This is a genomic window from Pseudomonas sp. GD04015, from assembly GCF_029837675.1.
Lineage (GTDB): Bacteria > Pseudomonadota > Gammaproteobacteria > Pseudomonadales > Pseudomonadaceae > Aquipseudomonas > Aquipseudomonas paralcaligenes.
In genome coordinates this window covers 1-13,543 of the sequence record NZ_JAOEEE010000022.1, presented here as the reverse complement: position 1 = coordinate 13,543, position 13,543 = coordinate 1, and the positions used below count along the sequence as shown (strand labels likewise).

The 13,543-nt window shown below is 68.8% G+C and carries 14 protein-coding genes; 7 read left to right on the top strand and 7 right to left on the bottom strand.

Going from position 1 to position 13,543, the window contains the following annotated elements; all coding sequences use genetic code 11:
• Window positions 1-52 precede the first annotated feature (52 nt).
• Window positions 53-1,075, top strand: coding sequence for a protease SohB (gene sohB, locus N7640_RS17365; protein WP_279902540.1), 1,023 nt, complete (start codon window positions 53-55; stop codon window positions 1,073-1,075).
• 10 nt (window positions 1,076-1,085) lie between these two features.
• Complete coding sequence (locus tag N7640_RS17360; RefSeq protein WP_279902539.1) at window positions 1,086-2,075, top strand: YhdH/YhfP family quinone oxidoreductase; 990 nt, start codon at window positions 1,086-1,088, stop codon at window positions 2,073-2,075.
• 102 nt (window positions 2,076-2,177) lie between these two features.
• Here the strand turns inward: N7640_RS17360 and N7640_RS17355 are convergent, their stop codons facing one another.
• The gene (locus N7640_RS17355; protein WP_220814227.1) at window positions 2,178-2,615 is read right to left on the bottom strand and encodes a hotdog fold domain-containing protein; all 438 of its coding nucleotides are present in this window, start codon (window positions 2,613-2,615) and stop codon (window positions 2,178-2,180) included.
• A 98-nt stretch (window positions 2,616-2,713) separates the two neighbouring features.
• On the opposite strand from N7640_RS17355, the gene N7640_RS17350 reads away from it, so the two are divergent.
• On the top strand, window positions 2,714-3,292 hold the full coding sequence (locus tag N7640_RS17350) for a TetR/AcrR family transcriptional regulator (RefSeq protein WP_279902538.1): 579 nt from the start codon (window positions 2,714-2,716) through the stop codon (window positions 3,290-3,292).
• On the opposite strand, the gene N7640_RS17345 is transcribed toward N7640_RS17350, so the two are convergent.
• On the bottom strand, window positions 3,289-4,245 hold the full coding sequence (locus tag N7640_RS17345; RefSeq protein ID WP_279902537.1) for a LysR family transcriptional regulator: 957 nt from the start codon (window positions 4,243-4,245) through the stop codon (window positions 3,289-3,291). The two genes, N7640_RS17350 and N7640_RS17345, sit on opposite strands and share 4 nt — an antisense overlap.
• 100 nt (window positions 4,246-4,345) lie before the next feature.
• Between N7640_RS17345 and N7640_RS17340 the strand changes: the two genes are divergently transcribed.
• The gene (locus N7640_RS17340) at window positions 4,346-5,098 is read left to right on the top strand and encodes a sulfite exporter TauE/SafE family protein (protein WP_279902536.1); all 753 of its coding nucleotides are present in this window, start codon (window positions 4,346-4,348) and stop codon (window positions 5,096-5,098) included.
• Window positions 5,099-5,138: 40 nt separating this feature from the next.
• Here N7640_RS17340 and N7640_RS17335 read toward each other — a convergent pair whose 3' ends face one another.
• Window positions 5,139-5,990, bottom strand: a complete 852-nt coding sequence (locus N7640_RS17335; protein ID WP_279902535.1) for a LysR substrate-binding domain-containing protein — start codon at window positions 5,988-5,990, stop codon at window positions 5,139-5,141.
• Between the two features lie 97 nt (window positions 5,991-6,087).
• Here N7640_RS17335 and N7640_RS17330 point away from each other — a divergent pair, with 97 nt between their 5' ends.
• Genes N7640_RS17330 through N7640_RS17320 form a run of 3 tightly spaced genes read left to right on the top strand, consistent with a single transcriptional unit; the run spans window position 6,088 to window position 8,500 of the window.
• On the top strand, window positions 6,088-6,321 hold the full coding sequence (locus N7640_RS17330) for a DUF1127 domain-containing protein (protein WP_279902583.1): 234 nt from the start codon (window positions 6,088-6,090) through the stop codon (window positions 6,319-6,321).
• 36 nt (window positions 6,322-6,357) lie between these two features.
• Window positions 6,358-7,281: a DMT family transporter gene (locus tag N7640_RS17325; protein WP_279902534.1), complete on the top strand. Its 924-nt coding sequence runs from the start codon at window positions 6,358-6,360 to the stop codon at window positions 7,279-7,281.
• Between the two features lie 10 nt (window positions 7,282-7,291).
• Window positions 7,292-8,500 carry a crosslink repair DNA glycosylase YcaQ family protein gene (locus N7640_RS17320; RefSeq protein ID WP_279902533.1) on the top strand — a complete coding sequence of 403 codons (1,209 nt, stop codon included), beginning with the start codon at window positions 7,292-7,294 and terminating at the stop codon, window positions 8,498-8,500.
• Between the two features lie 39 nt (window positions 8,501-8,539).
• Here N7640_RS17320 and N7640_RS17315 read toward each other — a convergent pair whose 3' ends face one another.
• From N7640_RS17315 to N7640_RS17300, 4 genes are all read right to left on the bottom strand, one after another.
• Window positions 8,540-9,292, bottom strand: a complete 753-nt coding sequence (locus tag N7640_RS17315) for a M48 family metallopeptidase (protein WP_279902532.1) — start codon at window positions 9,290-9,292, stop codon at window positions 8,540-8,542.
• Between the two features lie 158 nt (window positions 9,293-9,450).
• Entirely contained in the window at window positions 9,451-10,794 is a 1,344-nt protein-coding gene (locus N7640_RS17310; protein ID WP_220814220.1) for a 3-deoxy-7-phosphoheptulonate synthase class II, read from the bottom strand.
• Between the two features lie 208 nt (window positions 10,795-11,002).
• Window positions 11,003-12,790: an amidohydrolase family protein gene (locus tag N7640_RS17305; protein WP_279902531.1), complete on the bottom strand. Its 1,788-nt coding sequence runs from the start codon at window positions 12,788-12,790 to the stop codon at window positions 11,003-11,005.
• Entirely contained in the window at window positions 12,787-13,524 is a 738-nt protein-coding gene (locus tag N7640_RS17300; RefSeq protein ID WP_279902530.1) for a sulfite exporter TauE/SafE family protein, read from the bottom strand. The genes N7640_RS17305 and N7640_RS17300 overlap by 4 nt, the downstream gene beginning before the upstream one ends.
• Between the last annotated feature and the right edge of the window lie 19 nt (window positions 13,525-13,543).

The following is a 13,543-nucleotide window of genomic DNA, read 5'->3' as shown; positions in this document are numbered from 1 at the left end:
CTGGCAAGCCGCCCTGCCGGGGGCCTGCGACAGGATAGACGAGGGGGAACCTGTGGAGTTTCTGTTGGATTATGCGGAGTTCCTGCTTCGCACCCTGACGGTGGTGGTCGCGATCATCGTGGTCCTGCTGACCATCGCCGCGCTGCGCGGCAAGGGCCGTGGCAAGGGCTCCGGCCACTTGCAGGTCAACAAGCTCAACGATTTCTACAAGGCGCTGCGCGAACGCCTCGAGCACGAACTGCTGGACAAGGCGCAGCTCAAGGTCCAGCGCAAGGCCGAGGCGAAGCAGGCCAAGCTGGAGAAGAAGGAAGGCAAGCACAAGCCGCGGGTGTTCGTGCTCGACTTCGACGGCGACATCAAGGCCTCGGCCACCGACAACCTGCGCCACGAGATCACCGCGCTGCTGACCATGGCCACCGCCCAGGACGAGGTGGTGCTGCGCCTGGAGAGCGGTGGCGGCATGGTCCACGGCTACGGCCTGGCCGCCTCGCAGCTGGCACGCATCCGCCAGGCCGGCGTGCCGCTGACCGTGTGCGTGGATAAGGTCGCCGCCAGCGGCGGCTACATGATGGCCTGCATCGGCGACAAGGTGCTCTCCGCGCCCTTCGCCATCCTCGGCTCCATCGGCGTGGTGGCGCAGCTGCCCAACGTCCATCGCCTGCTGAAGAAGCACGACATCGACGTCGAGGTGCTCACCGCCGGCGAGTTCAAGCGCACCCTCACGGTGTTCGGCGAGAACACCGAGAAGGGCCGGGAGAAGTTCCAGGAGGACCTGGAGACCACCCACGAACTGTTCAAGAACTTCGTCGCACGCTACCGCCCGCAGCTGAGCATCGACGAGATCGCCACCGGCGAGGTCTGGCTGGGCATCTCCGCGCTGAACAAGCACCTGGTCGACGAACTCCGGACCAGCGACGAATACCTGGCCGAGCGCGCCCGCGAGGCCGAACTGTTTCATCTGCACTTCGCCGAGAAGAAGAGCCTGCCGGAGCGTTTCGGGCTGGCTGCCAGCGTCGCGCTCGACCGCGTGCTGCTGAACGGGTGGAGCCGTCTCAATCAACAACGATTCTGGTAAGGAGCATGGCATGAGCCAGTTCAAGGCATTGCTGGTCAGCGAGGAGAACGGCGCCTTCGTGCCCAGGGTGGTGGAGCGCGCGGTGGCCGACCTGCCGGCCGGCGAAGTGCTGATCCGCGTGCAGTATTCCTCGCTCAACTACAAGGACGCCCTGTCCGCCAGCGGTAACCGCGGCGTGACCAAGGCCTACCCGCACACCCCGGGCATCGACGCCGCCGGCGTAGTGGCCGAGTCCTCGGTGAGCGAGTTCGCCGCGGGCGACGAGGTGATCGTCACCGGCTACGACCTGGGCATGAACACCGCCGGCGGCTTCGGCCAGTACATCCGCGTGCCGGCCGCCTGGGTGATCAAGCGCCCGGCGGGCCTGTCCCTGCGCGAGGCCATGCTGCTCGGCACCGCCGGCCTGACCGCCGCGCTGTGCGTGGACAAGCTGGAGCAAGCCGGCCTCACGCCGGCCGCCGGCCCGGTGCTGGTCACCGGCGCCACCGGCGGCGTCGGCAGCATCGCCGTGGCCCTGCTGGCGCGCCTCGGCTACAACGTCGCGGCGTCCACCGGCAAGGCCGGGCAAGGCGAGTTCCTGCGCCAGCTCGGGGCCCAGCAGATCGTGCCGCGCGAGGAGCTGCAGGACGGCGCCGAGAAGGTCATGCTCAAGGAGCGCTGGGCCGGCGCGGTGGACACCGTGGGCGGGGAGATCCTGTTCAACGTGGTCAAGTCGCTGCGCTACGGCGCCAGCGCCGCCTGCTGCGGCCTGACCGCCGGCATGGGCTTCAAGGGCAACGTGGCGCCCTTCATCCTGCGCGGGGTCAACCTGCTGGGGGTGGATTCGGTGGAGCTGCCGCTGGTGGTCAAGGCCTCCATGTGGGACAAGCTGTCCCTGCAATGGAAGCTGGGCAACCTCGAGAGCCTGGCCGAGGAGGTGAGCCTGGAGCAACTGCCGAAGGCCATCGAGCAGATCCTCGCCGGCAAGCTGGTCGGCCGGGTGCTGGTCCGGCTGGACTGAGGCTTGTGATGGAAGAAAGGGCCCGGTCGATCCGGGCCTTTTCGTTCGTAGGGCGGGTGAAACCCGCGAAACGACAGCGCGGGTTTCACCCGCCCTACGTAATCAGCCCTGGCTGACGTACATGGTGATCTCGGCGCGAAACACCGGCTCGCCCTCGACGTAGGCCACCACTGGCACCTTCACGTCGCCGACCTGGCTCCAGTCGATGGCACTGCCGTCGGCCACGGCGCGTACGTCGCCCTTGGCCTTGGCCAGGTACTCGACCGTCATGCCGCGTGGAATCCAGCGGTGGCCGGCGGGGATGGAGGCGTCGGTCATGGTGCCGGCCACCAGCTCAGCGGCGTTGCACAGGGCGATGGCGTGCACGGTGCCGATGTGGTTGAGCACCTCGCGGCGCTTGGGGAAGGTCACCTCGGCATAGCCCGGACGCAGCTCGACGAAGCGCGGGGCGATGCTGGCGAAGTAGGGGGCGACCTGGCCGATCATCGAGCTGAACTGCTCCGGGCCGACCTGCTGGTACATCTGCATCATCTGACTCATGGGGTGCTCCTGTTGATTGAAGAGAAGCGCGCGCCCAGGCAGTATACGGATACTAGAAAGTAATTCTAGAAAATTATTCTAATTTCATCGGAGGCCCCATGGCCCGCCGTTCCCGCAAGGACGAAATCCTCCAGGCCGCCCTGGCCTGCTTCACCGAATCCGGGGTGGACGCCACCACCATCGAGATGATCCGCGACCGCTCCGGCGCCAGCATCGGCAGCCTCTACCACCACTTCGGCAACAAGGAGCGGATCATCGGCGCCCTCTACCTGGCCGGCACGGCCGAGTACGCCGCGTTGCTCGACGAGGGCTTCGCCGTGGCCGATAGCGCCGAGGCCTGCGTGCGGCTGCTGGTGACCAGCTACATCGACTGGGTAGTGGCCAACCCCGACTGGGCGCGCTTCGTGCTGCACAGCCGCGGCCGGGTCGAGGCCGGGGAGATGGGCGAGGCGTTGCGCGAGGCGAACCGGGTGCACTTCCAGCGCATCCTCGACGCCCTGGCCGGCTACCGCGAGCAGGGGCTGTTCAAGCACATGCCGGCGGACTGCTTCGCCTCGGTGATCATCGGCCCGACCCACGACTTCGCCCGCAACTGGCTGGCCGGCCGCACCCAGACCGAACTGGCCGACTGCCGGGAGCTGCTGGCGAGGGTCGCCTGGGAGTCGGTGCGGGCCTAGTCCTGCTTCAACCCGCGTTGCAGCGCCAGGTCCCAGGGCGGGACCGGGCCGAAGCGGCGCCTGAGGAATTCCAGCAGCAGGCGGCTGCGCGAGCTGGCGTCGCTGGCCAGGCGCAGCGCGTAGATGCCGCTGGGCTCGGCCGGTGGCAGGCCGCCCTCGCACAGCAGCGGCACCAGCTCGCCACGCAGCAGGTAGTCGCTGATCAGCCAGGTCGGCAGGTGGGCGATGCCGAGGCCGGCCACGGCACTGAACAGCAAGGTCTCGGCGTTGTTGGCGGTCAGCCGCAGGCGGCCGGGGCGCAGCACCTGCAGGCGGCCGTCCACCTCAAAGCGCCAGGCGTGCGGCGGCGACAGGGCGTCCCAGTCCAGGCCGTCGTGCTCTGGCAGCTCGCGCGGGTCGCGCAGCAGGCCGCGACGTCGTATGTAGTCCGGGCTGGCGCAGAGTATCCGCACCATCGGCGCCAGCGGCGTCGCCACCAGGCGGGTGTCGGCCAGCGGGCCGATGCGCAGCACCAGGTCCACCTCGCCGAGGTGTTCGCCCTGCATGTCGACGAAGCTGTCGATCAGGCGCAGCTGCACGTCCAGCCCCGGGTAGGCGGTGAGGAATTCGGCGATGGCCGGGGCCAGGTGGCGACGGCCGAAAGGAGCGGGGGCATCGATGCGGATCAGCCCCTCGGGCGCGCTGCTCAGGGACACCGCCTCGGCGCGGGCGTGGCGCAGCTCGGCGAGGATGCGCCGGGCCCGCTCGGCGAAGGCCAGGCCGGCCGGCGTGGCGCGCACGGCGTGGGTGCTACGCACCAGCAGCGGGCAACCCATCGCCCGTTCCAGCGCGTCGATGCGGCGCGCCACCGAGGACGGGCTCAGCTGCTGGCGGCGCGCGGCGGCGGAGAAGCTGCCGGCCTCCAGCACATCCAGATAGAGGTCGAACTGTTCGGTGAGGGCGTCGGGGTTCATGGTCATGGCTTTGCGAATTGCGCAAAGCCATTGTGCGTTGCTGTGCGTTTCCCCGCCAGCCGTGGCTGGCTAGGATGCCGGCCTGCAACCGGAGGCCCCCATGAATCCCCTCGACCTGATCCTCAACCTGCTGCTGGGCCTGGCCATGGGAACCCTCGGCGGGCTGTTCGGCATCGGCGGCGGGCTGGTGGCGATTCCCGCGCTGGGCGTGCTGTTCGGCCTGGACCAGCAGCTGGCCCAGGGCACGGCCCTGGTGATGGTGGTGCCGAACGTGGTGCTGGCGCTGTGGCGCTACAACCAGCGCAACCGCATCCAGCCGCGCCACGCGCTGCTGCTCAGCCTTTCCGCCGTCGTCTTCGCCTGGCTGGCATCGCTGTACGCGGTGGAGCTGCAGGCCGAGCGCATGCGCCTGGCCTTCGTCGGCTTCCTCGTGGCGCTGGCGCTGTACAACCTAGCGCGGCTGTTCATGCGGACCCCGGCGCCCTCGGCGCAGTTGCGCCATCCCTGGCCCTGGCTCGGCGTGCTGGGCAGCGCCGCGGGCGCCCTGGGCGGCATGTTCGGGGTCGGCGGCGCGGTGCTGGCGGTGCCGGTGCTGACCAATCTGTTCGGTGTCGGCCAACTGGTGGCCCAGGGATTGTCATTGGCGCTGGCCCTGCCCAGCACCGGCGTGACGCTGTTGACCTACGCCCTGCACGACCATGTGGACTGGGCCATGGGCATTCCCCTGGCGGTGGGTGGCCTGCTCAGCATCTCCTGGGGCGTGCGACTGGCCCATGCGCTGCCGGAGCGGGTGCTGCGCGGCCTGTTCTGCGGCTTCCTGCTGCTCTGCGCGGTGTTGTTGGGAGTGCGCTAGTAGGGTGCGCCGCGCGCACCGATCGCACCGAGCGCGATGCTCAGAGCCTGAAACCCTCGACGATGTGCTCGGCCAGGGTGTCGGTGACCTGCGACTGGCGCTGGGGATGGCGCAGCAGGACGATGCTGGTCATCGGCAGGGTGGGCATGCCCTCGGCTTCTCCGAGGATGCGCATGTCCGGGGTGATCAGGCTCTGCAGCTGGGCGGTGACGGCGAGGCCGGCGCCGACCACGGCGAACAGGGCGGCCAGGCTCGGGCTGGTGTAGGCGATGCGGTAGGGCCGCTCTATCGCGTCGAGCGCGTTGCAGGCCCAGGCGCGGCAGAAGCAGTCGGCGTTGAACATCGCCAGCGGGATCGGGTTCTGCTCGTGGGGGCTGTAGCCCTGGGCCTCGGCCCAGACGAAGCGCTCCTGGCGCAGCATCTGGCCGATCTCCTTGCCCGGCTCGCGGGTGACGATGGTCAGGTCCAGGTCCTGCCGCTGCAGCAGCTGGGTCGAGGGTTCGCAGTGCACCTCCACCTGGACCAGCGGGTAGGCCTGGGCGAAGCGCGAGAGGATGTCCGGCAGGAAGCGCATCACGTAGTCGTCCGGCGTGCCGATGCGCACGGCGCCGACCATGTGCGGCTCGCGCAGGGTGTTGAGCACCTCGCCGTGCAGCTTGAGGATGCGTCGTGCGTAGCCCAGCAGCACCTGGCCCTCGGGGGTGAGGCGCACCTGCCGACCGTCGCGTTCGAACAGGGTGCGCTGAACTACGTCGTCCTCCAGACGTTTCATCTGCATGCTGACCGCGGACTGGGTGCGATTGACCACTTCCGCCGCGCGGGTGAAGCCGCCGTTGTCGGCGATGGCGACGAAGCTGCGCAGCAGTTCGGTGTCGATGCTGGGGTAGCTCATTCATCAATCCTCAAGATGTGAGGCATAAGAAACATTCGTTGGATTGATCTTAATCGCGAAGGGAAACTGGCGCCAACCCCACAGGGAGGACGTCATGATGAAAGGTCAGAAAGGTTATGCACTGGTTCGCTCGGTATCCTTCGAGCCCGCTCTGCCGGGCCTCGGTCTCGGCCGGTTGTGGCTCCGCCTGCGGCGCTGGCGTCAACTGGCGATGCAGCGCCGCCGGCTGGCGATGCTGGACGACGCGGCGCTCAAGGACATCGGCCTGAGCCGAGCCGATGCGCTGCAGGAAAGCGAGCGTCCGTTCTGGGACGATCCGTCGCAACACTGATACGAGGAGAATGCGGGTGGTTGCTGGAGTCTGCGCATGAGTGCGTCGCGCAAGGGTGCCGATGTCTTCCTGTTCCAACTGATGCTGTTGCTGTGCGCCATCTGGGGCAGCCAGCAGGTGGCCATCAAGCTGGCCGCTCCCGATATCTCGCCGCTGCTGCAGGTGACGCTGCGCTCGGCCATCGCCGCGCTGCTGGTGGGCCTGGTGCTGCTCTGGCAGCGCAGCTGGCGCGGCTGGCTGGGCAGTACCTGGCGCGGCGGGGTGCTGGCCGGCGCCTTGTTCGCCCTCGAGTTCTTCTTCATCGCCCGCGGCCTGCAGTACACCTCGGCCTCGCACATGGCGGTGTTCCTCTATACCGCGCCGATCTTCTCCGCCCTGGGGCTGCATCTGCTGCTGCCCGGCGAGCGGCTGCGGCTATTGCAGTGGCTGGGCATCGGCCTGTGCTTCGGTGGCGTGGCCATCGCCTTCGGCGCCGGCGCGGACTGGGCCGCGATGGATGCCCGCATGCTGCTGGGGGATCTGCTCGGCCTGCTCGCCGGCATGGCCTGGGGCGCCACCACCGTGGTGGTGCGCGGCTCGCGGCTGTCGGAAGCGCCGCCGGCGCTTACCCTGTTCTATCAGCTGGCGGTGTCCTTCGTCCTGCTGCTGGGCTTCGTCGTGGCCACCGGCGCGCTCGGCCCGGTGCGCTGGACGCCGATCGCCATCGGCAGCGTGCTGATGCAGGGCGTGGTGGTGTCGTTCCTCAGCTACCTGGCCTGGTTCTGGCTGCTGCGCCATTACCTGGCGTCGAACATGGCGGTGTTCTCCTTCATGACGCCCATGTTCGGCGTCAGCTTCGGCGTGCTGGTGCTGGACGAGCCGCTGAGCCTGAACTTCGTGATCGGCGCGCTGCTGGTGCTGCTGGGCATCTGCCTGGTCAGCGGGGAGAGCTGGCTGCGTCGCCGCTTTAGGGTGAGCTAGGCTTGCCGGCATGACCCGATCCCTTTCCCTCGCCGAGGCCCGCCGCCTGGCCCTGGCCGCCCAGGGCTTCGTCGCCGTGCCGCGTGGCCCCGTGCGTCACCGGCAGCTGCTGGCCCGCATCGAGCGCCTCGGCGTGCTGCAGATCGATTCGGTCAACGCACTGGTGCGTTCCCACTACCTGCCGGCCTTTTCCCGGCTCGGCCACTACGAGGCCACGCTGCTGGACGACCTGGCCTGGGGCCGGCTGCGTCAGCGCCGGCTGTTCGAGTACTGGGGGCACGAAGCCTCTCTGCTGCCGCTGGAGTTGTATCCGTTGATGCGCTGGCGCATGCGTCGGGCGGCGGACGGGCAGGGCATCTATCGCCAGCTGGCCGAATTCGGCCGCCAGCGGCGGGACGTCATCAAGCGCGTGCTGGAAGCGGTGCGCAGCCAGGGCGCACTGGGCGCGGGCAGCCTCGCCACCCGCACCGAGCGAGCCGGGCCCTGGTGGGACTGGAGCGCCGAGAAGCAGGCGCTGGAATGGCTGTTCGCCGCGGGCCAGGTGGCGGTGGCCGGGCGGCGTGGCTTCGAGCGCCTGTACGACCTGCCCGAGCGGGTGATTCCCGCGCCGTTGCTGGCGCATCCGGAGATCGACGAGGCCGAGGCCCAGCGGCAACTGCTGCTGCGTTCGGCGGACGCCCTGGGCGTCGCCACGGAACGCGATCTGCGCGACTACTACCGGCTGGACGCCGCCGACGCGAAGCGGCGCCTGGCCGAACTGGTGGAGGCCGGCGAGCTGCAACCGCTGGCGGTCGAGGGCTGGAAGCCCCTGGCCTATTGCCGCGGCGAGCCGAGCATTCCGCGCCGGGTCCGGCGCAGCGCGCTGCTGTCGCCGTTCGACTCGCTGATCTGGGAGCGCGAGCGCACCGAGCGGCTGTTCGGCTTCCGCTACCGCCTGGAAATCTACACGCCGCCCGCCAGGCGCGTGTACGGCTACTACGTGCTGCCGTTCCTGCACCACGAGCGCCTGCTGGCGCGGGTCGACCTGCGCAGCGAGCGCGCACACGGGCGCCTGGCGGTGCATGCCGTGCATCTGGAGGAAGCTGTGTTGAACGAGGAAGCGCTGCTTGCCCTGGCCGCGGAACTGCGGGCGCTGGCGAACTGGCTGGGGCTGGAGAGGGTGGCGCTGAACTGCCGCTCGCCGGTGGCGGGGCTGCTGCGGCCGTTGCTGCAGGAGTAGCACCCGCCCGCGCACGCGGCGCGGACGGGCGTGGAGCGCTTACTTGCCGGCGGCGATGCGCTGGCGGATGTGCGCCGCGCGGTCGGCCGAGCCCGGGTGGGAGTCGAACATGCTGCTGTCGCCGCCGCCCAGCTTGGCCAGCTTGTCGAAGGCGCTGGCCAGGCCTTCCAGGCGGATGCCGCGCTTCTTCAGCAGGTCGAAGGAGAAGTCGTCGGCGTCGCTTTCCTGGGACTGGGAGAACTGGGCGTTGACCAGGGCTTCACCCAGTGCGCCCAGCTGCGAGCTGGACAGCGCGGCGACGGCGCCGTTGCCGGAGGAGGCGGCCGCGTCACGGGCGATAGAGGTGGCGTAGGCGGTCTGCATGGCTTTCTTGCTGTGGCCCAGGGCGACGTGGCCCATCTCGTGGCCCAGTACGCCTTCCACTTCGTTGTCGTTCATCAGGTCCATCAGGCCGCTGTAGACGCGCACGCAGCCGTTGGCCATGGCCCAGGCGTTGACGTCGTTGGTGAGGTAGACCTTGTAGTTGACCGGGGTGCCGCCTGCGTCGCTGCCCAGGTTGTTGGCGATCTTCTTCAGGCGCTGGCTGTACTTGCTGCTGGCCGGAGCGATCTTGGCTTCCGAGTCCATCTGGGCGCAGGCCTCGTCCGACATCTTCTTCACGTCGGCATCGCTGAGGGTCACGGCCTGGAAGGCCTGCAGGCCGGTGTTCAGCATGCTGTCCGCGCTCATGTTCTGGCAGCCCGAAACCAGAGTGGCAAGTGCGAGGGCGGAAAGGGTGTACTGCAGCTTCATGGCATCATCCTTAAATGTGGCGTATGGGGTGGCCGAGAGGCGTCGGCTTCCGGCCGGCTGCGCATTGTCGGCGATCTGACCCCGGCGAGGCGTGAAGCGATTCGCACTCCTCGGTCAATTCGTGACGCCAATCTCACCTTGAAGCGGTGGCCAGGGCGTCAGCTCCTGGCCTGTTTCAGCGTCTCGGCGATCATGAAGGCCAGTTCCAGGGACTGGTCGGCATTCATCCGCGGGTCGCAGTGGGTGTGGTAGCGGTCGGAGAGGCCGTCCTCGGTGATCGGCCGCGAGCCGCCGATGCACTCGGTGACGTTCTGCCCGGTCATCTCGATGTGGATGCCACCGGCCACGGTGCCTTCGGCGCGGTGCACCTGGAAGAACTGCTTCACCTCGGAGAGGATCTGCGCGAAGTCGCGGGTCTTGTAGCCGCTGGACGCCTTGATGGTGTTGCCGTGCATGGGGTCGGAACTCCACAGCACCTGGCGGCCTTCGTCCCTGACCTTGCGCAGCAGGCGCGGGAAGTGCTGCTCGACCTTGTCCGCGCCCATGCGCACGATCAGGTTGAGACGGCCGGGGTCGTTGTCCGGGTTGAGGATGTCGATCAGGCGGATCAGCTCGTCCGGGTCCATGCTCGGGCCGACCTTGACCCCGATGGGGTTCTCCACGCCGCGCAGGAACTCGACGTGGGCACCGTCCAGCTGGCGGGTGCGGTCGCCGATCCAGAGCATGTGCGCGGAGCAGTCGTACCAGCGGCCGGTGAGGCTGTCCTGGCGCACGAAGGCCTGCTCGTAGCCGAGCAGCAGCGCTTCATGGGCGGTGAAGAAGCTGGCTTCGCGCAGCTGCGGCGCGCTGTCCATGCCGACCGCGCGCATGAAGGCCAGGGTCTCGTCGATGCGGTCGGCCAGGGCGCTGTATTTCTCGCCCAGCGCCGAGTGGGCGATGAAGTCGAGGTTCCACTGGTGCACCTGGTGCACGTCGGCGAAACCGCCCTGGGCGAAGGCGCGCAGCAGGTTGAGGCTGGCGGTGGCCTGGTGGTAGGCCTGCAGCAGGCGCTCCGGGTCGGGCACGCGGCTGGCGGCGTCGAAGCCGATGCCATTGACGATATCGCCGCGGTAGGCCGGCAGGGTGACGCCGTCGATGGTCTCGTCGTTGGCCGAGCGCGGCTTGGCGAACTGGCCGGCCATGCGCCCCACCTTCACCACCGGGCAGCCGGCGGCGAAGGTCATGACGATGGCCATCTGCAGCAGCACCTTGAAGGTGTCGCGGATCTTGGCGGCGGAGAATTCGGCGAAGCTCTCAGCGCAGTCGCCACCCTGCAGCAGGAAGGCGCGGCCCTGGGTCACCTCGGCGAACTGGCGGCGCAGCTCGCGGGCCTCGCCGGCGAACACCAGCGGCGGGTAGCCGGCCAGGGTCTGCTCCACGCGGGCGAGGTGGGCGGCATCGGGGTATTCGGGCTGCTGCTGGATGGGCTTGGCCCTCCAGCTCTCGGGACTCCAGGGGTGCATCGGGCTTCTCTATCGGCTGATCGGGCAGGCCAGCATGGTAACCGATAAGCCCTCGTGGCGGATTGCATCCGGGTCATGGAGGTGGGTGCGAATGCGCTGTGTGGGAGCAATCTTGTGTGGGAGCGGCCTTGGCCGCGAATGTGCCGGTAAGAATTCGCGGACAAGTCCGCTCCCACAGAGGCCCACAGTGGGCCATCCTCGGACTGGGCTACGCCGTGGCCGGCTGGAAGGCGCCGTTCGGCGCCTGGCGCGGCAACACGTCGCGGCCGGGCAGGAAGCGGCCGTAGCCCTGCGCCTTGCCGAGATCGTCCGGGTATTCCAGGCCGCGCCGGTAGGCGATGCGGCCGTTGATCAGGGTGGCGTCCACCGCCGCGTCGTTGCGCTTGACCACCCGCTCCAGGCCGAGCACTTCCATGGGCGCCTCGTGCATCTCGTCCAGTGCATCGGTCAGCCCGGCGGGGTCGATGATCACCAGGTCGGCGCGGTCGCCGACGCGGATGCGGCCGGCGTCCACCCCGATGAAGTCGGCCAGTTCGCCGGAAAGCCGGTGGATTGCCTGGCCCAGCTCCATGAAGGGCGCGCCGGCCAGTTCGGCGTCGCGCACGTACTTGAGGAAGCGCAGCGGGAAGTTGTACTGGGCGATGGAGCGCAGGTGCGCGCCGGAGTCGGCGAAGCCCGGCTGGGTCCATGGGCTGGCCAGCAGCTTGTGCATCACCGGTAGGCGCTGGTTGCCGTAGCAGGTGGTCCACTTCAGGGCCTCGCGGTACTGGCAGGCCAGCTCGAAGTAGGCGTCCACCGCGTCCAGGCCACGGGCCTGGCCGAGCTGCTTGAAGTTCTTGCCGACCAGGCTGGCGTCCGGGCACTCGGTCACCCAGCAGTCGGAGAAGTCGCGGTGCCACAGGCCCTTGGTCAGCACGGCCTTGACCTGCTTCTTGAACAGGGCGCGGAACTCCGGCTCCTTGACCTTGGCGTACAGCTCGTCCGGGTCCTTGATGTTGCGCAGGATTTCGCCGGCGCCGAACTCCTCGAAGGCGTTCACGTTGAGGCCTTCCAGGCGCAGGGTGAACGGCGCCGGCAGGGTCTGCCAGCGGAAGTGGCCGCGCAGCACGCGGTTGGCCAGCCAGCCGGAGAAGCGGGTGAAACGGTGCAGCAGCGGCTGCGACTTGAGGTCCAGCGCGGTGAGCATCGAGCACTTCAGCGGTGTGCGCAGCCAGCCATGGGCTTGCCAGAGGAAGGCGAACACGTTGACCTTGGTCACCGCGTTGGGCGCGCCCTGCATCACCGCGCCACGCCGGCGGAGGATGGCGAACAGGCGGGAGAATTCCTTCCAGCTGGCGAAGGTCGAGGGCAGCGGGCTGGACCAGGCGCGGTCGCCGTCCATCTTGTCCAGCCGCGTGGTCATCACCGAAAGGCCGATGCAGCCGGCGTCCAGCGCCTCTTCCAGCAGCTGCTCCATGCGCTGCAGTTCCTGCTCGGTCGGCTCCACCTTGCGGGTGGCGCGCTCCAGGCCCATCACCGCCACGCGCAGCTCGGAGTGGCCGAGGAAGGAGCTGACGTTGGGGCCCAGTGCCAATTGGTCATAGAAGGCACGGTAGCCGGCGGCGTCGCGCCAGGTCTTCTTCTCCTGCAGGATCGGCAGTACGTATTCGCGCGGCACCGCCTCGACGCGGGTAAACAGGTCCGAGCAGTCCTCGGCGTCGGCCAGCACCATGCTGATCGAGCAGGAGCCGATGGTCACGCTGGTGACGCCGTGGCGCACCGACTCCTTGAGCGCCGGCGCGGCGATCACCTCGGCGTCGTAGTGCGAGTGGATTTCCAGGAATCCGGGGGTGACCCACTTGCCGGTGGCGTCGATGACCTCGGCGCCGCTCTCGTCGAGCGGGCTGACGCTCAGGGTGTCGATGCGTCCGTCCTTGATGCCGATGTGGCGCAACGCGCCGGGCGCGCCGCTGCCGTCGAAATACAGGCCGTTGTTGATGACGATGTCGTAGCTCATACGAAGCTCCAGGGGGCGAGCAGCAGGGTGCCGGTGACCAGCAGCAGGGCGTAGATGGCGATGCGGAAGTGGCGTTCGTCGAAGCGCCGGTGCAGGTGTTCGCCCAGCCACAGGCCGACCAGCAGCAGCGGGGCGTAGGCCAGCACCTGGGGCAGGGCCGGTTGCAGGCGGCCGTCGAGCAGGAAGGCGACGGTCAGCAGGCTGTTGAGGGTGAACCAGACGCTGACCAGGGTGGCGCGCAGGCGCGCCTTGTCCAGCGTGGTGCCGGCCAGGCCGTAGACCAGCAGCGGCCCGCCAGAGGCGAACAGGCCGTGGCTGAAGCCGGCGCCGAGGGTGAGCAGGCGGGTCAGCCACGGCGGGCGTACCGGTAGCGCCGCGGCATGGCGCAGGCGCCACAGCTCGCGGCCGGCGAACCACAGGATCAGCAGGCCGAAGCCTCGCTTGAGCAGCGCCGCGTCCAGCCAGGGCAACAGCCAGTAGCCGAGCAGGGTGCCGACGAGCATGCCGGGCAGGATGGTGCCGAACAGCAGCGGGCGGTCGATCTGCGCGCGGTGGCGCCACATCAGGTAGCCGGTCATGCCGATGTTCAGCGGCACCAGCACCGGCAGCAGCTGTTCGATGGGCAGCAGCAGAGCGCCCAGCGACAGGGCAATGACGATGCTGCCGAAGCCGGTGACGGCCTCCAGGGTGTAGGCCAGCAGAATGAAGGCGCCGAGGGCGTAGGAGGCGCTCATAGCTGGGCGCCTTCCTGTT